20 protein-coding genes are annotated in these 22,054 nt (G+C 59.0%); 5 read left to right on the forward strand and 15 right to left on the reverse strand.

Going from position 1 to position 22,054, the window contains the following annotated elements:
* Positions 1–117: 117 nt before the first annotated feature.
* On the forward strand, positions 118–366 hold the full coding sequence (locus tag IEV00_RS03390) for a WhiB family transcriptional regulator (protein WP_188359437.1): 249 nt from the start codon (positions 118–120) through the stop codon (positions 364–366).
* 68 nt (positions 367–434) lie between these two features.
* Here the strand turns inward: IEV00_RS03390 and IEV00_RS03395 are convergent, their stop codons facing one another.
* The 3 genes from IEV00_RS03395 to IEV00_RS03405 are packed head-to-tail and all read right to left on the reverse strand — an operon-like array spanning position 435 to position 4,137.
* Positions 435–2,000 carry a sensor histidine kinase gene (locus IEV00_RS03395; RefSeq protein WP_268234165.1) on the reverse strand — a complete coding sequence of 522 codons (1,566 nt, stop codon included), beginning with the start codon at positions 1,998–2,000 and terminating at the stop codon, positions 435–437.
* Between the two features lie 41 nt (positions 2,001–2,041).
* Complete coding sequence (locus tag IEV00_RS03400; protein ID WP_188358896.1) at positions 2,042–3,538, reverse strand: CpaE/TadZ family protein; 1,497 nt, start codon at positions 3,536–3,538, stop codon at positions 2,042–2,044.
* A 2-nt stretch (positions 3,539–3,540) separates the two neighbouring features.
* Positions 3,541–4,137 (reverse strand): SAF domain-containing protein, encoded by a 597-nt coding sequence (locus IEV00_RS03405; RefSeq protein ID WP_188358897.1) that lies wholly within the window; start codon positions 4,135–4,137, stop codon positions 3,541–3,543.
* A gap of 305 nt (positions 4,138–4,442) precedes the next feature.
* Between IEV00_RS03405 and IEV00_RS03410 the strand changes: the two genes are divergently transcribed.
* Entirely contained in the window at positions 4,443–4,667 is a 225-nt protein-coding gene (locus IEV00_RS03410; protein ID WP_188358898.1) for a helix-turn-helix domain-containing protein, read from the forward strand.
* Between the two features lie 17 nt (positions 4,668–4,684).
* On the opposite strand, the gene IEV00_RS03415 is transcribed toward IEV00_RS03410, so the two are convergent.
* Positions 4,685–5,230, reverse strand: coding sequence for a hypothetical protein (locus IEV00_RS03415; RefSeq protein ID WP_188358899.1), 546 nt, complete (start codon positions 5,228–5,230; stop codon positions 4,685–4,687).
* Positions 5,231–5,532: 302 nt separating this feature from the next.
* Between IEV00_RS03415 and IEV00_RS03420 the strand changes: the two genes are divergently transcribed.
* Positions 5,533–6,171 carry a LysM peptidoglycan-binding domain-containing protein gene (locus IEV00_RS03420; protein ID WP_188358900.1) on the forward strand — a complete coding sequence of 213 codons (639 nt, stop codon included), beginning with the start codon at positions 5,533–5,535 and terminating at the stop codon, positions 6,169–6,171.
* A 48-nt stretch (positions 6,172–6,219) separates the two neighbouring features.
* A complete protein-coding gene (locus tag IEV00_RS03425; protein ID WP_188358901.1) occupies positions 6,220–6,729 on the forward strand; it encodes an Rv3235 family protein in 510 nt (169 codons plus the stop codon).
* Positions 6,730–6,734: 5 nt separating this feature from the next.
* Here IEV00_RS03425 and secA read toward each other — a convergent pair whose 3' ends face one another.
* From secA to IEV00_RS03475, 10 genes are all read right to left on the reverse strand, one after another.
* Complete coding sequence (gene secA, locus IEV00_RS03430; protein ID WP_188358902.1) at positions 6,735–9,428, reverse strand: preprotein translocase subunit SecA; 2,694 nt, start codon at positions 9,426–9,428, stop codon at positions 6,735–6,737.
* A 214-nt stretch (positions 9,429–9,642) separates the two neighbouring features.
* Positions 9,643–10,278: a ribosome hibernation-promoting factor, HPF/YfiA family gene (gene hpf / locus IEV00_RS03435; RefSeq protein ID WP_188358903.1), complete on the reverse strand. Its 636-nt coding sequence runs from the start codon at positions 10,276–10,278 to the stop codon at positions 9,643–9,645.
* A gap of 141 nt (positions 10,279–10,419) precedes the next feature.
* Positions 10,420–11,214 (reverse strand): ComF family protein, encoded by a 795-nt coding sequence (locus IEV00_RS03440; RefSeq protein WP_188358904.1) that lies wholly within the window; start codon positions 11,212–11,214, stop codon positions 10,420–10,422.
* A 41-nt stretch (positions 11,215–11,255) separates the two neighbouring features.
* Positions 11,256–12,962 (reverse strand): LpqB family beta-propeller domain-containing protein, encoded by a 1,707-nt coding sequence (locus IEV00_RS03445; RefSeq protein WP_188358905.1) that lies wholly within the window; start codon positions 12,960–12,962, stop codon positions 11,256–11,258.
* Positions 12,963–12,964: 2 nt separating this feature from the next.
* Positions 12,965–14,764: an MtrAB system histidine kinase MtrB gene (gene mtrB, locus IEV00_RS03450; protein ID WP_229723042.1), complete on the reverse strand. Its 1,800-nt coding sequence runs from the start codon at positions 14,762–14,764 to the stop codon at positions 12,965–12,967.
* Positions 14,765–14,774: 10 nt separating this feature from the next.
* Positions 14,775–15,464, reverse strand: a complete 690-nt coding sequence (gene mtrA / locus IEV00_RS03455; protein WP_188358906.1) for an MtrAB system response regulator MtrA — start codon at positions 15,462–15,464, stop codon at positions 14,775–14,777.
* A gap of 84 nt (positions 15,465–15,548) precedes the next feature.
* Positions 15,549–16,703 carry a uroporphyrinogen decarboxylase/cobalamine-independent methonine synthase family protein gene (locus IEV00_RS03460; RefSeq protein ID WP_188358907.1) on the reverse strand — a complete coding sequence of 385 codons (1,155 nt, stop codon included), beginning with the start codon at positions 16,701–16,703 and terminating at the stop codon, positions 15,549–15,551.
* Between the two features lie 3 nt (positions 16,704–16,706).
* Complete coding sequence (locus IEV00_RS03465) at positions 16,707–17,078, reverse strand: chorismate mutase (protein ID WP_188358908.1); 372 nt, start codon at positions 17,076–17,078, stop codon at positions 16,707–16,709.
* Positions 17,079–17,395: 317 nt separating this feature from the next.
* Complete coding sequence (gene mnmA, locus IEV00_RS03470; protein ID WP_188358909.1) at positions 17,396–18,586, reverse strand: tRNA 2-thiouridine(34) synthase MnmA; 1,191 nt, start codon at positions 18,584–18,586, stop codon at positions 17,396–17,398.
* Between the two features lie 21 nt (positions 18,587–18,607).
* Positions 18,608–19,849: a cysteine desulfurase family protein gene (locus IEV00_RS03475; RefSeq protein WP_188358910.1), complete on the reverse strand. Its 1,242-nt coding sequence runs from the start codon at positions 19,847–19,849 to the stop codon at positions 18,608–18,610.
* Positions 19,850–19,995: 146 nt separating this feature from the next.
* On the opposite strand from IEV00_RS03475, the gene IEV00_RS03480 reads away from it, so the two are divergent.
* Positions 19,996–20,463, forward strand: coding sequence for a tRNA (cytidine(34)-2'-O)-methyltransferase (locus IEV00_RS03480; RefSeq protein ID WP_188358911.1), 468 nt, complete (start codon positions 19,996–19,998; stop codon positions 20,461–20,463).
* Here IEV00_RS03480 and IEV00_RS03485 read toward each other — a convergent pair.
* On the reverse strand, positions 20,460–21,830 hold the full coding sequence (locus tag IEV00_RS03485) for a S1C family serine protease (protein WP_188358912.1): 1,371 nt from the start codon (positions 21,828–21,830) through the stop codon (positions 20,460–20,462). The two genes, IEV00_RS03480 and IEV00_RS03485, sit on opposite strands and share 4 nt — an antisense overlap.
* Positions 21,831–22,054: the final 224 nt, after the last annotated feature.

Consider the following 22,054-nt stretch of genomic DNA (forward strand, 5'->3'; position numbering starts at 1 on the left):
AGTTGTTTCAGGTCCCTGATGAAGGGACCTGATTTCTTGTTAGAGCGCCTTCACTTATCTTCTAAGTCAAGTGCGCGCCGAGTGTAGAAATACCCCCTCACAGAGGAGAACGTGCTGATGGATTGGCGTAGCCGAGCTGCTTGCCTGGAGAAAGATCCGGAACTGTTTTTTCCCGTAGGCAACACAGGGCCGGCCCTGCTTCAGATTGAAGAAGCAAAAGCCGTATGCCGTAGCTGCACGGTCATGGACACATGCTTGCAGTGGGCTATTGAGACCGGTCAAGATTCAGGTGTTTGGGGCGGTATGAGTGAGGACGAGCGTCGCGCCATGAAGCGCCGCGCAGCCCGCGCACGTCGCGCTTCCTAATTCCCCCTCGAATTGGTTTCGCACAAGAGGTCGGTTTTCTTTTGAAACCGACCTCTTTATTATCTTCCCTAATTCTTAGGACTAGCCAGCAGGGCGGTAATCACCACCCGGGTTCCCTGCCCCTCGGCGGGACCCCACTTAATCGAACCACCCAGCTCACTGGCCACCAGGGTGCGCACAATCTGCATGCCCAAACCTTCAGAGCCCTGCGAGGGCCTGAAAGCAGCCACCCCGGACTCCTCTATCACCCGGTCGCCCAGCCCCTTGCCGTCGTCCTCAATCGTCACGGTCAGCATCGGCTCACCCTCGGAGCTAAGGCTGCGCTCGCCGGTCATGGTCACGGTACCGGCTTCGCCGTCGAGCCCGTGCTCCACGGCATTGGCCACAATTTCATTGATAACCAGAGCGAGCGGGGTGGCAAACTGGCTGGGCATGCTTCCAAACTCACCCCGCAGTACGGTGCGCACCTCCTGACCCGGCGAAGCGAGCTCAGCCGCCAGATGAAACTGGCGGTGAATCAGATCGTCAAAATCGACGTTCTGCGACAGCCCCTGCGAGAGGGCCTCATGCACCATAGCGATAGTGGCAACCCGCCGCATCGCCTGTTCTAGGCCCTGCTTAGCCTCATCGGTCTGCATTCGGCGGGACTGGAGCCGCAGCAGGGCAGAGACCGTTTGCAAATTATTCTTGACCCGGTGGTGGATTTCACGAATCGTGGCGTCCTTGGTCATCAGTTCCAGCTCCCGGCGGCGCAGCTCCGTCACATCGCGGCACAGCAGCACAGCGCCGTAGCGCTCCTCCCCCAGGGTAGTGATACGGCGCAGGGGAATAGAACGAAAAGTAACGCTGTAGCGCCGAGCCCGCACCTCGCCGCGCCAGGGCATGCGCCCGGTCAGAACCAGGGGCAAGGTCTCATCTGCCTTATCGTCCTTGGGCAGGAGCGAGCGCGTAATTTCAGAGAGAACCTGCGATTCAAGATCGCCGGTAAAGCCCAAACGCTTGTAGATTGAGGTGGCGTTGGGCGAAGCGAAGAGCACCTTCCCCTCGGCGTCCAGGGTCATAATGCCGTCGCTCACGCGCGGATTACCGCGGGCGGTGCCCACGGGGGCGGAGAATTCCGGCCAGGCTCCGCGGGTAACCATCTGAAGCAGGTCATCGGCAATCTTGCGGTAGACCAGCTCAATGCGAGGAGGGGTGCGCTCGCCAAAGGGCTCGGTATGCAGGGTCAGCAGGGCGATGGTTCGGCCATTGCGCACCAGGGGTATCACCGCGGTGTTCATGGTGAGCTCGGAGTCTGTCTCGTCGTCTTTGAAGCGCACAATCTCGCGGCCCGACCAGGCGAGCCAGGCACGAGTCTGCATTTTACGACCCATGCCCCGCTCCACCATGTCTCGGTGGAAGAGGGTGTGCACGGTGGAGGGGCGCACCTGGGCAACGCTGCGGAATTCCGTGTTTTCAGTAATGCCCACCGGGCCAAAATCAATGGCCTCGGCAGAATCGAAAACCGGCAGCCAGAGCACTAAATCGCCGTGGGCGGTATCGGCAATAATCTGCCAGTCACCCATGAGCAGGTGCAACCATTCAGTATCGCCGGGGCCAAGATTTTCATCGATTAGCACGGATTCTCCAAGCACTCTTTTCTCCTTCACCGGATACAGGAAAATCCTACCCGCTTCTAGGATTTGCGCGAAAATCCCCGAGCTAGCTTCTGGGCCAGCCCCTTGGAGCCTGCGCTCTCGGGATTCTCGATACTGCTTCCGGTTCTGCGCACCACCAGGGCAGAGAAAGGACGCCGCGGGCTTGGGTCCTGATTGCGGGGCGAGTCTTCCAGCGCGGTGGTCAGGAGCTCTCTCAGCGCGGTGGATAGCTCGGACTTCGGCGCCGACTCCAGCAGGGTTTTGCCACCCAGCCAGGACTGGTCGATGGTTTCTCTGGCGTAGGGCAAAAAGCCCCGAATCTCCTGGTGGGGGCCGAAGCGCTGCCAGGCTGCCCGGATGCTCTCTTCGGGAGAGGAACCTACCGCCTGTTTCCGCAGCCTGTTAATCCAGACAGAAATAACCGGTGCGACTTCTGCGGTAGCTAGCAAGCTCCTGAGATCTTCAAAGCTGCGGATAGCCCGCGGAATCCCCAGAACATCCCCGCTGCCCAGGAAGATAATCTCATCTGCCTTCTCTAGGGCAGTGATGGTGGCAGCATTGCGCTGGGGAGCGAGGCCGTCAAAGCTCAGTTCCTCGTCTGCTTCAATCAGCGCACCGGTATCAACCACCACCAGGTCATAGTGGCTCCGGAGCGCATCGAGAACCTGGGCCAGCGCCCGACTGCGCAACTCCGCCCAGCGATTGGTTCGGGTAATACCGGTGAGAATATCGAGAAAGAAACCCGCCACCTTAATGGTGCTGACTGCCTCGGAAATATTCTCTGCTGTAACGGTCTGCCGTTCTGCCACATGGCACATTTGCGCCAGCCCCGAATAGTCTTCGAGCATACCCAGCAGGGCGCTAACCGAGGGGGCGTAGGTGTCAGCATCCACCAGGCAGACCCGAAGGTTCTTCTCCAGGGCAAAGGCGGCCAAATTAACCGCCACGGTGCTTCTACCGGGTGAGCCAGCTCCACCCCAGACCGTCACAATTTTCCCCGGGGCCCGACCTGCCTGCCCCGGCTTCTTTTCGGGACTTCCCTCCCCCGTTGGACTCTGGTCGGTACTGTCTACGAGGTAGTCCAAGTCTTCCTGTGGGTGGGTCTGCCCCTCAGCGAGGCCAGGCAGGCTTTGTGCTGGAACCTCTTCCCCCGCGCTAACCTGCCCACCGGGGCCAGCTGTCTCAGCGGCGTCCTGCCCCTGCTCCACCGAGCGCACAATACTCTCTAGCACCGCGGAGTCTTCATCCAGGGTGGAGATGTGCAGGGCATAGGGCAGGGAACGAACCTCAGAGCCTGGGTCGCTCACCATCACGATGCCCAGCTCCTGCTCGGCCAGCTGGCCCAGAAGCGAGCGCGAGATCTCCTCGTGCTCACCGACAATCAGCACAGCCCGGGCGATACCGGTGTGGGCAAAGCCCAGCACCTCAGAAAAATCCTGGGCGTGGCGGGCCACGCTCACCTGTCCGCGCTGGGACTCAATGGCAGAGATATAGCGGCCGGCTGCATCACCAAAAACAATCACCGGTATGCTCATTGCTAGCGCTCCGATCCGGCAAAGTTGGTGGGCACCAGGTTAATCTTGTCTTCGTTATTGACCGCGGCGAGAACGTCAGCAAGGTTGCCCTCCTCGACCAAAACCTGCACGGCAGACTTGCCGGTGCCGCCGATCACGGACTCCTCAGATTCGATGCGGGAGACCTCTGCCCCGGCCGCGATGGTCTCTGGATCTTCATAGCCGGAACCGTTCTGCGCCTTTTTCGAGACCCAGATATCTACCCGATCGCCGCTTGAAAAACCCTGAGCTATAGCTGAATCCAAAACAATGCTGGCTAGGCGGCGGCCGCTCTGATCGCTGCTAGCCAGGTCGTTTTTACTCACCAGCTCCCCGGCGGCAATATTGTCGATGGCAAACTGTGCGTCCACAGAATCTGTTGCAAGATACTGGTTAGACGATTCAGCCAGTCTCACGTCAACAGGTTTCAGATCTGCTGCGGTGAGCCGATCCCCCACCGAAATATCGTGGGCCGCAACATAGAAGGTTTCGGTACGGTTGGCCACCCGAACGATAGTCACCACTGCAAAAACCGAAACAGCAATCAGAAGAAGTCCGATGAGTAGCTTCGGATCCCTCATCCCCGGTTTTCTCATACGCTGGGCAAGCGGTTCAGTGGTGGTGGTTTTGCGTGTCAACTTGTTTCTCCGTGTGGTTTCAAGAGTGATATGTGGTGTGTGCTGTGCAACATAGTACCCATCAAAACCAGCAAGGGAAACTGTTTTTAGTCTCTTGACCCAATATGACTGGTACTATCAGCAGAAGGAGCTGTTTATTACCTTCTGATAGCATTTTCTATGGATAACTTTCTCACTAGGCATTATGCTAGTAGTAGAAATCAGCACCGGGGCTCCCCTCCCCATTTTTGACCACAAAGGAGTTAGCAATGGTCGAGCAGCGTTTCCTCACCCTCCCCGAGGTGAGCGAAGTCCTCAATATTTCCCTGAGCCAGACCCGCGCCCTGGTTCGCTCTGGAGATCTCGCAGCAATTCAAATCGGCGGCCGCAACCAATGGCGCGTTGAAATCACCAAACTTGAAGAATACATCGCCAACGCTTACAAACGCACTGCTGAGAACATTCAGCACATCGATGTAGAAGAAAACGCCTAAGTCCCCGCAAGGAAGCACTAGAGGGCGGAACAGACCGCCCCTATCTGGGATACCGAAAGCATTCGGTATCCCAGTATGTGTTTAGACCTAAAATTCCCCTCAATACCGTGCACCGCCACCTCGATAAAATCCAGCCCCACCCGCTCGATAGTACCCTCGGTGGTCAGCGAATCAGAGGTGTGAAAGATTCTCACCGGCAGCCGGGCTGAACTCAAAGCCCTCAAAGCATAGCCCAGAGTCAGCTGGCGCTTAACAGAACCGGCATCCACAGAAGAGAAACGGCTTCCACCCTCCCACCACACCAGCGCGTGCTGGGGAATCAAAACGTTCTCGGTCTGAGACCTCATCTGAATCCAACCCGATCCCAGGGCTTGGAGCTCTCCGGTATAAACCTGCGCACCCTCAACGGCCACCGTCAGCTCCTGACCCAGCTGAGCCGCCAGACGGTCAAGGTGCTGAATCCGGGCATACTCTGCCCGCTGTAGCTCGCGCGCGTCCAGCTCTATCTCTTTTTGCCGTTCAGCTTTAATCTGAACCTCAAAATCCCTAAACAGCTTCTCCATGTTCATAGCTCTAATCTAGCCAGAGGATTGAGAACCCCTCGTTTCATTCCGCCCGATGTCATAAATATGGAAATGATTTCAATAGAAGTCTTTACAAGCCCAGAAAATGGGGTAATACTCATAGTAGATAACCAAACCACATCAAATTGAACCTTTAGGACTCAGTCATGGCAGGATTGACCCTTCATAAGCTAAGAGATAGCGTATCCACCCTAGCTATACCGCTTTTATCCGCTTGCGGCCTCGCTTTGGGGTGGAGGCTCCTCACCTCTGCCTCGAGCGGTAAGAGCTTCGAGACCATCGTGCTTGCAACGCTCTTTCTAATCTGCGCAGCGATTCTACTCTGGTGGCTTCTCTCGGTCGCCTATCTGTTCACCGCCGCAACCCGAGCCAAAAAGCAAGGCTTCACACTGGCTCTGCCACCCTGGATTCCCCGTTTTATGCGCAATGCTGTCTTTGCAGCGGTGGGTCTGGGAGCGCTCTCCAGCCCCGCCTACGCCGCAACAGCTCCTGCCGCTGTGGTGCAGACTCAGGTTTCAGAAGACATTGCTCCCTTCTTCAATCTCAACGAAAGCCAGGAGCAAGAGGCCGCACCACAGACAGGCACAGAGACAATGACCCTGGTGGTTTCGCAGGAAGAAGTTCCCCGTCAGCACACCCCGCTGACTCCCTTTTTCCAACTTGCCTCACCGGCAGAACCGGCCTCAGCTGCTGCCCCGCTTTCCTGCGATACTCCGGGCTCGCAAGACCCACCGCGGCAGCGGGTAGTCCTTGCCGGTGACTCCCTCTGGTCTATTGCCCAAGAGATAAAACCCGACGCCACAGACGCCCAAATTCTTGAAACGGTATCGGCCATCTTTCAGGCTAATCGAGCAACACTGGAGTCCCCCGACGCCACGATTTATCCGGGGCAGATTCTCATGCTCCCTTCTGCTGAGTAAAGAACCACCCTCGCACATTGACAACAAGAGACCCGCCAGGAGACCACCGTGATAGAGCCTCAGCCCTCCCGTGAATTCAACCGTTTCATGGCTGTTTCAGCCGAAGAATACGCAAAATTTAGGCAAAAAGTCCTAGACCGTGAAACCAGCACTCGCTCAGCCGGTATCGCGCTGGCTCCCACCGATACCGAATGCAGGTCTATCGAGGTGATGTGTGCCGGCCTCAGCGTTGCTCTGCTCGAGGTTTTTGCAGGACGACGCCCCGCAGCCCACCTTGCAAAGTGGCTCAGCCAAGACTGCTATCAAAAGGTGGTCAACCGTTCCCGTATCACCAAGCAGAGCCTCCGCCGAACCTACGCCAACACTCCGCTCAACCACTCGCCCTTTCGCAAGCAGCTGCAACTGCCCAAAACCCGCCGCACCAGGGCGCAGCGGGTTGGAGAGAACCAGTTTGAAGTCACCCTCATTGTGGAAGACTTTTCGCGAGTGCGCGCCATGGCCCTGCGGGTAGAAAAAATCTTCACCGCCTGGAAGATCACGGCACTTGAAATCGCCTAAGAAAGCTAGGCTTTCTGGGAACCGCGCTTGAGGCCCAGCCCCTTCTTAGCCTTCTTTTCGGGAACAATCTCAATCTCACCGGTACCGTCGCTGACCTCAGACTCACGGGTCTCGGTTTCGGTGCCACCGCTTTCGCTCGGTGCCGAGTACTGTAGGAACTTGGGCTGGGCCGGAATATCCAGCTTAACCTTGGAGGAACGGGTGCGCTGCTTGGAAAGATCAAGGTTGAAGAGGTAGGTGACCGTCTCTTCTCGCACGGCACCCATCATGTCCTGGTACATGGCATAGCCTTCGCGCTGGTACTCCACCAGGGGGTCGCGCTGAGCCATAGCGCGCAGACCAATACCGTCTTTGAGGTAGTCCATCTCATAGAGGTGCTCAGGCCAGCGCTTACCGATCACCGACAGCACCACGCGGCGCTCGATCTCGCGCATGGCTTCCTCGCCCACCTCTTCCTCACGCTCTTCGTAAATCACGTGGGCATCAGCCAGCACCTCGGTGACCAGCAGGTCACGGGTAATCTTGTTCTCTCCCCCGGCCAGCTCAGCCACGTCGTCCACGGTGATACCAATGGGGTAGACGGTCTTCAGAGCTGACCACAGCTTCTCGAAGTCCCAATCCTCGGGGTGCCCCTCAGCCACATGCGCATCCACAATAGAGGTAAGCACCTCGGAGGTGAACTTCTGAATGTTTTCCTTCAGGTCGTCTCCGTGCAGAATCGCGTTGCGGTCCTTGTACATGGCCTCACGCTGGCGGTTGAGCACGTCGTCATACTTGAGAATGTTCTTACGCTGTTCCGCGTTCCGCGCCTCAACCTGGCCCTGGGCATTGGCGATAACGCGGGAAACCAGTTTGGAGTCCAGAGCGACATCGTCGGGGGCACCCGCCATCAGACGGGCAGCTGCCTGACCGTTGAAGAGGCGCATGAGGTCATCAGCCAGGGAAAGGTAGAAGCGAGATTCGCCGGGATCGCCCTGGCGGCCCGAACGACCCCGTAGCTGGTTATCAATGCGGCGGGACTCGTGACGCTCGGTGCCAAGCACGTAGAGACCGCCCAGTTCCACCACTTCTTCGTGCTCTGCCTGGGCTGCGGCCTCGCACTCAGCAAGAACCTCAGGCCACTTCTGCTCGTAGGCCTCAGCGTTCTTTTCGGGGTCAAGACCGAGCTTCTTCATGCGCTCAACGGCTTCAAACTCGGGGTTGCCGCCGAGCATAATGTCGGTGCCGCGGCCTGCCATGTTGGTTGCCACGGTCACTGCACCCTTGTGACCCGCCTGGGCCACAATGTGGGCCTCACGCTCGTTGTTCTTAGCGTTGAGAACCTCGTGGCGAATACCCTCGCGCTTGAGGAGCTTGGAGAGATACTCGCTCTTCTCCACGCTGGTGGTACCCACCAAGACAGGCTGGCCCTTCTCGTTGTGCTCCTTGATATCGAGCACCACGGCGTTGAACTTGGCGATCTCGTTCTTGTAAACCTTATCGGGCTGGTCGATACGGGCCACTCCCTTGTTGGTGGGAATGGGCACCACGCCCAGCTCGTAGGTGTTCATGAACTCTGCCGCCTCGGTCTCAGCGGTACCGGTCATACCCGAGAGCTTGTCGTACATGCGGAAGTAGTTCTGCAAGGTCACCGTGGCCATGGTCTGATTCTCGGGCTTAATCTCCACCTCTTCCTTGGCTTCAATTGCCTGGTGGATTCCCTCGTTGTAGCGGCGTCCGGAGAGAATACGGCCGGTGTGCTCATCCACAATCATGACCTCGCCGTTCATCACCACGTAGTCTTTGTTGTTGTGGAAGAGCTCCTTGGCCTTGATGGAGTTGTTAAGGAAGCCAATCAGCGGGGTGTTGGCGGGCTCGTAGAGGTTGCGAATACCCAGGTGGTCTTCAATCTTGTCGATACCGGGCTCCAAGATACCCACGGTACGCTTCTTCTCGTCTACCTCGTAGTCAACATCGACCTTGAGGGTACGGGCAAAGCGCGCAAATTCCGAGTACCAGCGGTTGGCCTCACCGGCTGCGGGGCCGGAAATAATCAGAGGAGTACGCGCCTCGTCAATGAGGATGGAGTCAACCTCATCGACAATGGCAAAGTTATGGCCGCGCTGAACCTGCTCTTCAACGGTCCAGGCCATGTTATCGCGCAGGTAGTCGAAGCCGAATTCGTTGTTGGTGCCGTAGGTAATATCGGCGGCGTACTGCTTGCGACGCTGGTTGGGAGTCTGGTTGGAGAGAATTACACCCGATTCCATGCCCAGGAAGCGGAAGACTCGGCCCATCTGATTGGCCTGGTACTCAGCCAGGTAGTCGTTGACGGTCACCACGTGCACGCCCTTGCCGGTGAGCGCATTGAGGTAGGACGGCGCGGTGGCCACCAGGGTCTTGCCTTCACCGGTCTTCATTTCGGCGATGTTGCCCAGATGCAGGGCAGCGCCACCCATCAGCTGTACATCATAGTGACGCTTGCCCAGGGTTCGTTTAGATGCCTCGCGCACCACCGCGAATGCCTCGGGCAGGAGCGAATTGAGATCTTCGCCCTTCTCAGCACGTTCACGGAACTTCGCAGTCTCAGCGCGCAGCTCGTCGTCAGACATGCTTTCAAAGGTTTCTTCGAGCGAATTCACCGCATCGGTGTAGGCACGAAGCTGCTTGAGGATTTTCTTATCCCCGACGCGAAGAATCTTTTCCAAGAAAGATGCCACGGAAACTGACTCCTTGAGACGAAAGTATTACTGGCGTGCGGTTCAGCTATTGAACGGCACAGACTCTACCATTCTAGGCTACACCCGGGAAATGAGCCGTTTTCAGCGCAAATTCTTCTCTGGGCAAATAGTCACATTACCCCTGTTTCCGCTAAGAAACGCACATGGCCCCTCGCCAGAAGGCGAGGGGCCAGAGAATTAAAAGACTCTTTTCTTAGCTTTCGGTCAGGGTAATAACGCCGTAGGACCAACCCTTGCGACGGTAAACAGCGGAGGGAGAGCCTGTTTCCTTATCAATGTAGATGAAGAAATCGTGGCCCACGAGCTCCATGTTGTCTACTGCCTCTTCGGGGGTGAAACGCTCGGCGGTGAAGCTCTTACGGCGGATCTCGATGGGCGAGGTTACCTCATCTGCCAGCGAGTATTCGGTGGAGAAAGCTGCCTCTTCTACCGGAACATCATCACTGTGAATCTCGATGGTTGCTACCTGGTCGTCAATAATAGGCAGCGAGCCGGTTGCCTCAGAAACGGAAGCGGGCCGCTTTCCGCCAGCCTTGGGGGTCTTACGGCGGTCGCGGGCTCGCCGCAGGCGCTCTAGGAGTTTTCCGTAGGTGTCATCAAAAACTGCGAACTTGTCTTCGCCGTGTGATTCTGCGCGAAGAACCGGGCCTTGGCCGGTAACCGTGATCTCTACTCGGATTGTGTTGGGACCGGAGTGGCCATCTTTGGTGAATTTGACTTCGATATCGCTGACCCGTTCGAGCTGTTCGAACTTGACAACTTTTTCTTCGACGTATTCACGAAGACGGTCGGTGACTTTGACGTTACGGCCAATGACGTTGGTTTTCACAATGCCCTCCAAGTGTTGGGGGTTCGCTCATCTACGGTGATGAGCAGGGAATTTCTTTTCAATTCCTTGGTTCAAGACTAGTAGATTTTATGGCCTGTGTCACTTTCTGTTACGGGTCTGGTCACCATTAGTTCACAAGCCTTAAGATCCCTCGAAACGGCGGGGAACGGCGGCCACCGTACTGGCCCCGAGCACCGTGGTCAGCGGTTGAAGCAAGCGGTAGGCTGCGCTGAGCGTAGCGCCGGTGGTCACCACGTCGTCCACCAAAATGCAGGCGGCGTCGCTAAGATCGTAGCGGAAGCCCAGGAGACCACCCGGCGGTTGGGCCGGGGCAAGCGAGTGGCTCATCCGTCGAAACCTGTCTTCTACACCCAGGGTCTTCTGGCCGGGGCCCTCCCTACCCAAGAACCCACTCAGCACCGAGCCACTTTTCTTTTTCAGGGCCGGGACCACCTTAATTTCAGAGCCAACTCCTGCCAGCTGGGGCGGCAGGTTAGCGCGGAGCTGGCGCAGGCTATAGCGAGCCAACTCTTCTGCTGGAGAGTAACCCCTCTTCCGCAGGCTTGAGGCTTCAGAGGGCATGGGTACCAGCACCAGCGTCTTTCCCCGGAGAAGTGCCAAGTCTTGCTCTTCCAGCAGAGCCGAAATCGCCCGGGTGAGGCCGGTTGCTAGGTAGGGGGTGAGGTCGGTTCGTCCGCCGTTTTTAAAGGCGAGGACGGCGGCGGCCACCTCGTGCTCGTAGAGCCCGCTGGCCACGCAGGTAGGTTGGGCGGACCGCAGCTGGGGCCGGTGAAGGTTGAGCAGGGAGTGGCGTAGCAGGTAATCACACCTGGGACAAAGGTCTTTTCTGCCGTGCAGGTTTTTGCCGTAGGTTCCGCAGCAGGCGCAGGTGGCAGGCAGAAACAGGTCTGAGACATCGGCCAGTGCCTGCCCCATACCCTGCCTCAACCTGCTGGCGGAAAATTTCTCGGCCACGGCTAGCCGGAGTAGCTAAAGTCGTGGGTGGCGGTCTCAATCCGTGACCAGGTTCGATCCACCAGCATGTAGATACCCTGGTTAGCAGTTTGGGCAATCACCTGGTCGCCACCGATGCAGGCGGCAACCTGGGTCAAGGAATCGAGCTGGCTGATTTCGCTCTGCTCACCCGAGAGGTAGACCAGCTCCGACTCGCCGGTCTGATAGTTGGCCACCACCAGGCTCTGGTCTGAGGTCCAGCGGGCATCTGATATCTCAAAGTTGGTGGCAATACGCACCGGCTGAATGAGTTCCTCGGGCTTATTATCTGCATTTCGTCTGACCCCGGAAATCCAGAGGAAGCTGGAGCCTTCTGACTCCGCAACGATTGCCGCCCGCGAGCCATCCCTGGCGATGCGCAGGGCACTCACCCGGGCGCCGTCCAACCAATCAGCCTGTACCTCATCTGTTGCGAAATCATTACCCGCCAGCGAGACCAGGTGCAGGGTAGCATCTGCCTCAGCCACCCACATCCACTGGAACTGGTCAAAGCTGGGTGTGCAGAACTCACTGCCCTGAAGCACCACCCGGCTCTCGCTGTTCTTAATCAGATAGACCGAGCTGAGATCACTGCTGAGGTAGGAGAAAACCTGGCGGTTATACCCCATAGCGGTGTGTACCATATCACCCTCAGACGTGGAGTAGACGGTCTGCTGGCTTTCGCGGTTGAGCACCTCACTGCGAATTCGCAGGGTCGAACCGTCAACGCCCACCACATTTTGGCTGACCACCGGGTTAACCCGCGGTTCAATATAGTTATCCAGGGCGTTGGTGGTCACCGGCTGATCATCAAAAAGCAGGGTCACGGATTCGATGCCGCTCACCAGCTCCAGGGTCTGGGTCAGCTGGCTATTAATTCGCTCAATATCCAGCTGAGACATGTCCGGGGAGATATTAGAGCCTTGCAAACTCACCTCGGCGGAAGTGCCGTTAATAGGAACCGAGTTCCTGGTCAGGCTGGTGTTTTCCGGTAGAGCTGAACGGACGGCGTCGAGCAAGTAGGGGGCAGGCCCCTGCAACAGCACCCGCACAATCGAGGTGGCCACGGAAGACCGGTCGGCAAACCAGCGGACATCGGGCACCGCGTAGGTGAAGGTGGGGTCGTAAAAATAGAGGGTAAAGGAGTCAAAGCTCTGTTCGAACTCGCTCTGTTCCAGCACCAGCCCGTCGGGTGCCTGGCTAATCCGCCACTCCCCCTGAACCTGCGTCAGGTTAAAGAGGAGATATTCCGTGGATTCTTCAGCGAAGGAAGTGGCCAGTCCAACCTCATCAATCTCGGTGGTGGCCGGAACCGTGGCCCGAAAGCGCCCCTCTTCGTCAGGCTCAGCGGTCACAGACAGAGAGTTGGTATGAATGAGGGTGCGGGCATCGGGCCGCCACGATTCCGAGAGGTCATCGGTGAGAAAACGCCGGGCCACCTCGTAGTCGTTATCGGGGCCGATTCCCGCATGGAAGAAACCGCGAATAATCTCTTCGGGGCTGGCACCTGGCTGGGGGCCCTCAGGGGTAATCTCGCTATTCTGGGTAGCCGAGTCAGCGCGGGAATCAGCGTAGTGGTTAACCGCTCCGTTGGAGGGAATAGAGGCACAGGCGTTCAGGGCCAGCAGGGAAGCTGAAGAAAGCCCGGCGGTCAGCAGGCTCCTTCGGCTGAGAATATGGGAACGGTCCACCGCTAGTTCTCCTCCTCCGGCTCTGAATCGATGCGGTCTATATCGTCGTCCAGCGAGACCCTGGGAATCTTGGCGCTAATGGGGGTGGGGCCATCTACCGAGTCTCCGGTCAGAAGCACCGGTGAGGCACCCATGGGAATATCCTGTTTCAGGGGCAGGGTCATGCGGAAGCAGGCCCCTTCGCCCAGCTCACCCCAGGCCTCCAGCGTGCCCCGGTGCAGAGCGACGTCCTCCGCCGCAATCGACAGCCCCAAACCGGTGCCACCCAGCGTGCGTTTGCGCGAAGGGTCCCCTCGCCAGAACCGGTTAAAGACCTGTTTAATCTGTTCGCGACTGAGACCGATACCGTGGTCGCGCACGGCAATACCCACGGCTGTTTCGCTGGTGGCAATGTAAACGTCAATGGGCTGAGACTCGCTGTGCTCCACCGCGTTGAAGAAGAGGTTGCGCAGCACCCTCTCGATACGGCGGTGGTCCATCTCAACGGTAATGGGTGAGGACGGCGCATGCATGCGCAGTTCTGTCGAGGTGCGGATGAGGTGCGGCTCCACCGCCAGCAGAACATCGTTGACCACCGCCATGAAGTCCACCGAGGTGGCATCGAGCTTGGCCGAGCCCGCATCGAAGCGAGAAATCTCCAGCAGGTCAGAGAGTAGGGAGTCAAAGCGGTCAACCTGGTTGTAGAGCAACTCGGTGGGCCGTTTATAGGAGGGCGCCATTTCATCGCGACCGTCATAGAGCATCTCTGCCGCCATGCGAACCGTCGTCAGCGGGGTGCGCAGCTCGTGCGAGACGTCGGAGACAAACCTCTGCTGCATGGTAGAGAGCGTTTCCAACCGATAAATCTGATCTTGCAGGCTGTCTGCCATCTTGTTGAAGGAACGGCCCAGGCGGGAAGTCTCGTTGTGGCCACGCACAATCACACGCTGGCCCAGATCTCCCCCAGCCAGTTTCTCAGCGGTAATGGCGGTGGAAGAAAGCGGGCGGATCACCATGCGGGTTACCACCCACACGATAGAGAGAACCACCAAAAGCAGGATTCCAAAGGCAAGGCCCACCACCACATTGATGTAGTTCAGGGTCTGCTGGGAGGAACTGAGGTTGTAGACCAAATACAGACCGTAGTTGGGATTCTGCGGAATGGAGATACTCGAGCCCACGAAAAGAGCCGGCTCCTCAACACCGTTCTGCTCAAGGGTTGAGGACTGCCAAAAAATTCCCTCGGAAGAGTTGACCGAGTCTTGCAGGGCCTGGGGCACGTCGTCTGAACTGAGCTGATCATTTTGACTCTGCTCAGAAATAAAACCCTCATCAGCGGAGCTGCCCGGAATCAGAATCCACTGTTTCTCGCTGTCGCTACCGCTGGCCTCAAGCACCGTGACAATGCGTAGCACATCCTGCTGAATCTCTGCCCGGCCCGTAGAGTCCGAGCTATCCAGCAGGGTCTGCACGTTGGTGAAACCGTTGGAGGATTCTTCCAGAGCCTGGTCCAGCCTGCCCTGGAAGAGGGAGTTAGCAATCTGGTGGGAGAGAAAGTAGCCCACAAATACGAAGGCAATGGCCAGCAACAAGCCCGCGCTAGCCACGGCGCCGAACTGCAGGGAGGTGCGCCAGAGGTAACGGGCACGACGAATCGGGTGCCGCCAGCTCAGCTCGGGAGCTTTCGAGATATCAACCTCGGCGCTCTCCTTCTGAGGGCTGCCTACCCGACCCGCTCCCAGCGGTTTCTCCGCCGCGGCGTCGTCCGACAAGAGCCCCGCCTCAGCCGAAGAACCCTCTTTTGTCTCCTGTTCCCTGCTCAACCACTACCTCTTAACGCTTGGGCTTATCGGAGACTGCCTTGTAGCCCACTCCGCGCACGGTCAAGACAATCTGGGGGTTCTCGGGGTCCTGCTCAATCTTTGACCTCAGACGCTGAATATGCACGTTCACCAGGCGGGAATCGACGTCTCGCTCGTAACCCCACACGTTATCGAGCAGGGTCTCGCGGGTCATCACCTGGCCGGGTTGGCGTGCCAGATTGGCCAGCAGTTCAAATTCAAGCGGGGTCAGCGGAATCAGAGCGCCGTCCCGCGAGACGGTGTGGCCGGCGAGATCCACTTCAAGGCCGCCCACGCGCAGGGGCTCGTTGGAGTGGTCTTCGCGGGGGCGCAAACGGGCCCGCACGCGGGCCAACAGCTCAGCGGGTTTGAAGGGCTTGGCAATGTAGTCATCGGCGCCGGCTTCAAGACCGCGCACTACGTCGTCGGTGTCGCTCTTGGCGGTCAGCATGATAATCGGAACATCTGATTCGTTGCGAATCTGCGCGCACACCTCAACCCCGTTTTTGCCGGGAAGCATCCAGTCAAGAAGAACAAGGTCGGGTTGGTTAGCAACAAACGCATCAAAGGCTTTATCGCCCGCCTCGCAGAAAACGGTGTCAAAACCCTCCTGTGCCAGCACGATGCCTACCATTTCTGCCAAAGCATCGTCGTCATCTACCACAAGAATAGTTGCGCTCATGAAAGTCCCTGCTCCTTTAGCTTTCGGTCTCAAAATCTCGGGATGTCTACTAACCCTGAATCAATAGTACAGACCTGTACGGGTCTAGTCATCAGAAGCGGTCTCAGCTAAAGCGCGTGCCACCTCGCAAATGTCGTGGAGCACCGCGGTGGCTTCACCGGGATTGAGCGACTCAAGCTGGCCGGTCTCGGTAACGGTCACCCGGTTCAGCCGCTGGGCGGGCAGGCCCACCCTGCGCCAGCGCTGCCAGATGTTCTGGGCCAGCTGGCCCACCGAGCTTTTCTGAAGCGGGTTAACGATACCCAACCATACCGCACGGTCAGCCTCAATCTGCTCAGCGATGGCCTCCCAGTCGCGGTCGGCTAAATCCCGAACGGGAAGGGCTACTTCGTCAAAGGGTTTAAGGACGGCGCGGGCCTGCTCGGGCACGGAGAAGGGCAGGTCGGTGCCTGCCAGAGCAACGGAGTCTACCTGCCGTTGCAGGGCTTCCACCGTGCTAGCCATAGACTCTTCGACCTCGGCCAGCGGCAGGGAGCGCAGGGTTCTATAACCGCTGGCGGTAGGAATGGTGCCGGCCAGCGCCCGAGTGAGCTCCGGTTCATCAAGCTGGACGGTAATCGTGTGGTGGGGAGCTGCTTCTTTGACCAGGTCAATCCAGGAAGTAACCCCGGCGAGGAAGGAATCTCTCAGGTCGCGACGGGCGCCAAAATCATGCTGGGCCCGCTCCCCGTTGGTGAGATAGAGCTGGGCGGCCAGCGAGATAGGGCCGGTGAACTGGAGCTTGAGCGCCCCGGTGGGCAAGGTTTCCTGCCCCACCACATCGGCCAGAGCGTTGATGTCTGAGGCAAAGAGGGTATGCGCCAGCTGAGCTTCGCGGGAGTTGCCCTCGGTGAGTCTCCAGCCAAAGGAGGCGCCGTCGGCGGTCAGCCCCTCCAGCGCCACGATGGTGCGTGCCAGTTGGCTTGCGGCGTAGCCTCGGTGAACCAGCTCAGGAAGAAAGGGCAGGTGGGGCGCCCCCAGTTCGCCGCGTACCCGGTTGATTGAGTCAACCATATGGGTGCCGGGCCAGGGGCCCAGGGCGCTTGCCCGCACAAAATGTTTGGGGTCAAAGGTAAGAGCCTGCGGCTGGTCTGCCTGCAGGAGTTGGTCGTCGCGGTTTCTTTCCCCAAACCGCGCCCGAAGGTGTGCCAAACGGCTCTGAGAAAAGCCGGGGGTGCCGGGGCGGTCGGGAGAAACCATGGTTTACTTTTCAGCCTCCTGGGCTTGGGCGATTTGTTCGTGGTGCCTTATTACTTCGGAAATAATAAAGTTCAAAAATTTCTCGGCGAACTCGGGGTCAAGCTGGGCGGCTTCTGCTAGAGAGCGCAGGCGCTTAATCTGAGCGGCTTCGCGGCCGGGGTCGCCGGCGGGCAGGGAGTGCTCTGCCTTGAGGTAGCCGACCCGCTGGGTGGCGCGAAAACGCTCGGCCAGAATGTTGACCAGCGCGGCGTCCATATTATCAATGGTGCGGCGGATGCTGAAAAGCTCTTCGAGAACCGCCGGGTCGGTGCCCTCAAGGGAGGTGGCGCGGCGGTCAAAATCCTTGTTGGCCTGAACGTCCTGTGTATCACTCATGCTTGATAGTCTAAAAGATTTTTGCGTGGCTTCACATTGTTACCGGGTTTATCTTGCGGAAAGACACGGTAGGGAGCAATTAAGATGAAGAGGTTTGAACTGGTGTGGAGAGTAGGGGCAAAGCGCAGAGGGACGTTTTCCCTCAACCGGCGCCGAAGCCGAGACGCCAGAGAGCGTTGAGGGCGTTCCCCTCAACTGGCATCGGGATGAAGCGAAACGGGTGCGAGCTTGCGAGCACACAAGAGTGAGCGGAATCGCGAAGCGAGCGTTTAAGGGAGGTTGAGGGGAACGCCCTCAACGCGAACCAAGCGCAAGCATCACGCCGCGATATCCGCCCGCTTCAGCGAGTAGGCCCTGTTGATGGTTGCCTGGCCCAGCACGCGGGTGCCCTGGTACATCACCAGGGTCTGCCCGGGTGAGACTCCGCGGAGTTCTTCCTTGATGCCTACCACGACTTCTAGCCGCAGTCCGGCGCCGTCCTCGGCTTCGTCATCCTCGACCCATTCCATGTGGGCGGTAGAGGCTACCGGGTCGGCGTGGGCGCGTACCTGCGCGGTGATGTCGAATTCGGCAGAGCGGGCGCCCAGCCGGGGCTGTTGGGCCAGGAAGTCGGCGACTTCTGCTACCGGCAGGCCCGCCCAGGTGGTGCGGATACCGCGGATTTCGTCGATGTCTAGCAGGTCGCGGGAGCCGACGATCACCTCGTTGGTTTTGGGTCGGATTTCCAGCACGAAGCGGGGCTTGCCGTCGGGGGCGGGGCGGCCGATGGCCAGGCCCTTGCGCTGACCTACGGTGTAGGCATGGGAGCCGGGGTGCTGGCCCAGCACGTTGCCCTCGGTGTCTTTGATGTCGCCGGGTTGCATCTCGATGTGTTCTTCGAGCCAGGCGCGGGTGTCGCCCTCGGGAATGAAGCAGATGTCGTAGGAGTCGGGCTTCTTTGCCACGGAGAAACCGCGCTCGGCAGCCTCGGCGCGCACCAGATCCTTGGAGGGGGTGTCTGCCAGCGGGAACCAGGCGTGCTTGAGCTGCTCGTGGGTGAGCACACCTAGAACGTAGGACTGGTCTTTAGCCCAGGTGGCGGCGCGGTGCAGCTCCCGGTTGCCGGCCTCGTCGGAGATGACCTTGGCGTAGTGGCCGGTCACCACGGCGTCGAAGCCCAGAGCCACTGCCTTTTCCAGCAGGGCGGCGAACTTGATTTTCTCGTTGCAGCGCATGCAGGGGTTGGGGGTGCGGCCGTGCTCGTATTCGGAGACGAAGTCATCGACCACGTCTTCTTTGAAGCGCTCGGAGAAGTCCCACACGTAGAAGGGAATGCCCAGCTGGTCGCAGACCCGGCGGGCGTCCATGGAGTCTTCAATGGTGCAGCAACCGCGGGAGCCGGTGCGCAGGGTGCCGGGCATTCGGGAAAGTGCCAGGTGCACACCCACCACGTCGTGGCCGGCTTCCACCGCGCGTGCCGCTGCCACGGCGGAGTCTACGCCGCCGCTCATCGCTGCCAAAATCTTCATTAATATAGTCCTCGAAAGTTCTTAGTGCCAGAGTTCTGCGTTGGGGGTGTGGGCTGCCAGGCCCGCCTGGTTGGCCTGATTGAAAGCTGTGGGAAGGGCGTCAAGTAGCCGGTCGACGTCGTCCACCGTACTCGAGTGCCCCAGGGTAAAGCGCTGGGCTCCGCGGGCGGTCTCCTCGCTCAGCCCCATAGCCAACAGCACGTGGGAGGGGCGAGGCACACCGGCGTTGCAGGCGGAGCCGGTGGAGGATTCTACCCCCGCCATATCCAGCAGAAAGAGCAGGGAGTCTCCCTCGCAGCCGGTGAAGGTGAAGTGGGCGTTGTTGGGCAGGCGGCGGCTGGGGCCCTTTTCGATCAGCTCCAGGTCTGTCTCGGGTTCGGGGCCGCGCAGTACCGCACCGGGGATTTCCTCGCGCACCCGGTTGATGATCCGGTTGCGCAACTGGCCAATACGGCGGGATTCCTCTGCCAGGTGTTCGCTGGCCCAGGCAGCTGCCACGCCGAATCCCGCGATGGACGCCGCGTCAATAGTTCCCGAGCGAACGGAGCGTTCCTGCCCGCCGCCGTGGAGCACCGGGTCCAAAGCGGCAGAGCGGGTGGCAATCAGCGCGCCGATGCCCATAGGCCCGCCAATCTTGTGGCCGGAAATAGCCATGGTGGCAACACCGGAGTTTCGGAAGTTCACCGGCACAGCGCCGAAGGCCTGTACCGCATCGGTGTGCATGGGAATACCGTATTCGGCGGCGATTTCGGCGAGTTCGGCGATGGGCTGGATCGCGCCGACCTCATTATTGGCCCACATGACGGTCAGTAGGGCGACGTCGTCGGGGTTCTTCTCGATGAGCTCGCGAACGGTTTCGGGCTTGACCAAGCCGTCTTCGTCAACCGGAATCCAGTCGATGACGGCACCCTCGTGGGTTTCCAGCCACTCGGCGGTATCGCCGACCGCGTGGTGCTCAATGGAAGAAACCAGAATGCGGTTTTTGGTCGCATCAGCTGAGTGACGCTTCCAGAAAGTTCCCTTGACCGCCAGGTTATCTGCCTCGGTGCCGCCGGAGGTAAAAATAACCTCGGCCGGGTCGCAGCCGGCAGCGGCGGCAATTTTTTCCCGGGCTGCCTCAACGGTGGCGCGGGCGCGGCGGCCGGCAGAGTGAAGGGATGAGGGGTTTCCGCCCAGCAGCATCTGCTCGGTCACGGCTTCAACCACCGGCTGCAAAACATCGGTGGTGGCGGCGTGATCCATATACACACGAGTAGACCCCATGGTTTACCTTTCACTCTTTGTGGGTAAGACTCAAACTAAACCATTTTACGCCCGCTTTTATTCCTCGCTCCATGAGATAGGGCACGCAAGCCCCGATTCTTCCCGGGCAGGCGGTCTGCCCGGCGCCGGTGTCTTAGACTGAGGAGGTGTTCAAGATTCTTTTCTATACCCCCGAGATTCCGGGCAATACCGGAAATGCAATCCGTCTGGCGGCCATTACCGGTGCCGAACTCCACCTGGTGAAACCCCTGGGCTTCAACTTTGAAGATAAGAACCTCAAGCGGGCCGGGCTGGACTACCACGATTTGGCGGTGATGACCGTGTACGAGACCCTCGAAGACGCCTGGGAGGCCCTGCTACCCGCCCGCGTTTTTGCTTTTACCACCACGGCTTCTCGCAACTTTGCCGATATTGCCTACGAGCCCGGCGATGTTCTCATGTTCGGCCCCGAGTCGGTGGGGCTACCCCGGGACGTTCAAAACGCGCCCGAAATTTTCGAGCGCGTTAAGATTCCCATGGTGGAGGGCCGCCGCTCCCTCAACCTGGCCAACTCCGCCTCTATTGCGGTATTCGAGGCCTGGCGCCAGCACGGGTTTGAGGGCGGAAAAATTTAGTTTGAGGAGTTAGCGGAGTCGCCGATGGTCACCTGCTTTTCCTCCATCGAGCCGTTGCGGTTGAGCTTTACGGTCACCTCGGTACCGGGTTCGGTTTCGCGGACGGCGGCGGTCAGCTGACCTGCCTCAGCGATTTTCTTGCCGTTGAACTCGGTAATGACGTCGCCCCGGCGGATTCCCGCCTCGTCAGCGGCGCCGCCGTTCGAGATTTCCTGAATCAAAGCGCCGTCCCCAAAAGTCTGGCTCTGATCGTCATTGGCCGGGGAGGTTGAGACGGTCGCACCCAGCAGGCCGTGGGATGCCTCGCCATTATCAATCAAATCCTGGGCAATCCGCTGGGCATAGTTGATGGGAATCGCAAAGCCAAGCCCGATGTTGCCCGCCTCTGACGAAGCGCCCGAGCTATCTGCCGAAGCGATAGCCACGTTCACGCCAATCACCTCACCCTTGGAGTTGACCAGGGCGCCGCCGGAGTTACCGGGGTTCACCGCCGCATCGGTCTGAATCACGTTGAGAGAGACGGTGTTGCGAGTGCCCGAGGGGGACTGCCCCTGCTGGTCTGGCATCTGGAATTCAAAGGGAGAATCCTGGCTGCCCAGAGAATTATCGGACTGCTCAGAGTCATTGGGAACTTCAGAGCTTGCCACCTCGATGGTGCGAGAGAGCGAGGAAATAATACCGTCGGTCACGGTGTTCTGTAGGCCCAGCGGAGCACCAATTGCCACCGAAACATCGCCCACGTTGAGCTTGCTGGAATCGCCCAGGGTTGCCGGGGTGATATTGAGGCCGGCGGTATCCATCTTGATGACCGCCAGATCGCTGGTGGGATCGGTACCCACCACGTCGGCCTTGCGCACCGTGCCGTCTGACATCTGCACCTCAATGGAGGCGTTGTTGGTCTGACCGTCCATGGTCACCACGTGGGTGTTGGTGAGAATGTGACCGTCAGAATCCAAAATAATACCCGAGCCGGAGCCCGAAGCAGCCGATCCGTTGACACCGATGGTCGCCACGGAGGGGGTTGCCTTTTCAGCGGCAGCGGTAATTTCGTTGACCGAATCGGTGTTGTTGACGATGGTGGTGCCCGAAACGGTAGAGGAGGGCGCCGGGTTCTGGTCTGCCAGGGCGGTGACACCGGCGCCCACACCGCCACCCACCAGGGCAGCGATGACGGCAGTGGTCAGCACAAGCGCGCCCGTGCCTTTGCGCTTGGGGGCGGGTTGTTCAGGCTGGGGCTGACCATAAAAGGCGCCCTGGTTCTGCTGGCTGTAGAGGTAGTCCCCCTGCGGGTAGTTCTGGTTGGCGGGGTGCTCCCCCTGGGCCGGAAAATTCTGCTGGTTCTGCTGTTCCCAAGGATTTTGCGACATCGGTTGTCATTGACCTTTCACGGCTTGTGCGAGCAACACATCTGCCCGCCCCAAATTCTTTTTCTAGTGCAACTATCTAACATTCATCTGGGTTGTTGTTGGGCTTCATCTGTAAGTTTGCTGGAAGCTGAGTTCACCGACTGGCCTATGCGCTAGAAGTGAACGCGGTGTGTTGGTCTATTTTCCCGTGACCGTTTTCACTTTAGACTGATGTTCAACGCTTA

Origin of the sequence: Rothia aerolata (genome assembly GCF_014635585.1) — a bacterium.
GTDB classification, from domain to species: Bacteria; Actinomycetota; Actinomycetes; order Actinomycetales; family Micrococcaceae; genus Rothia; species Rothia aerolata.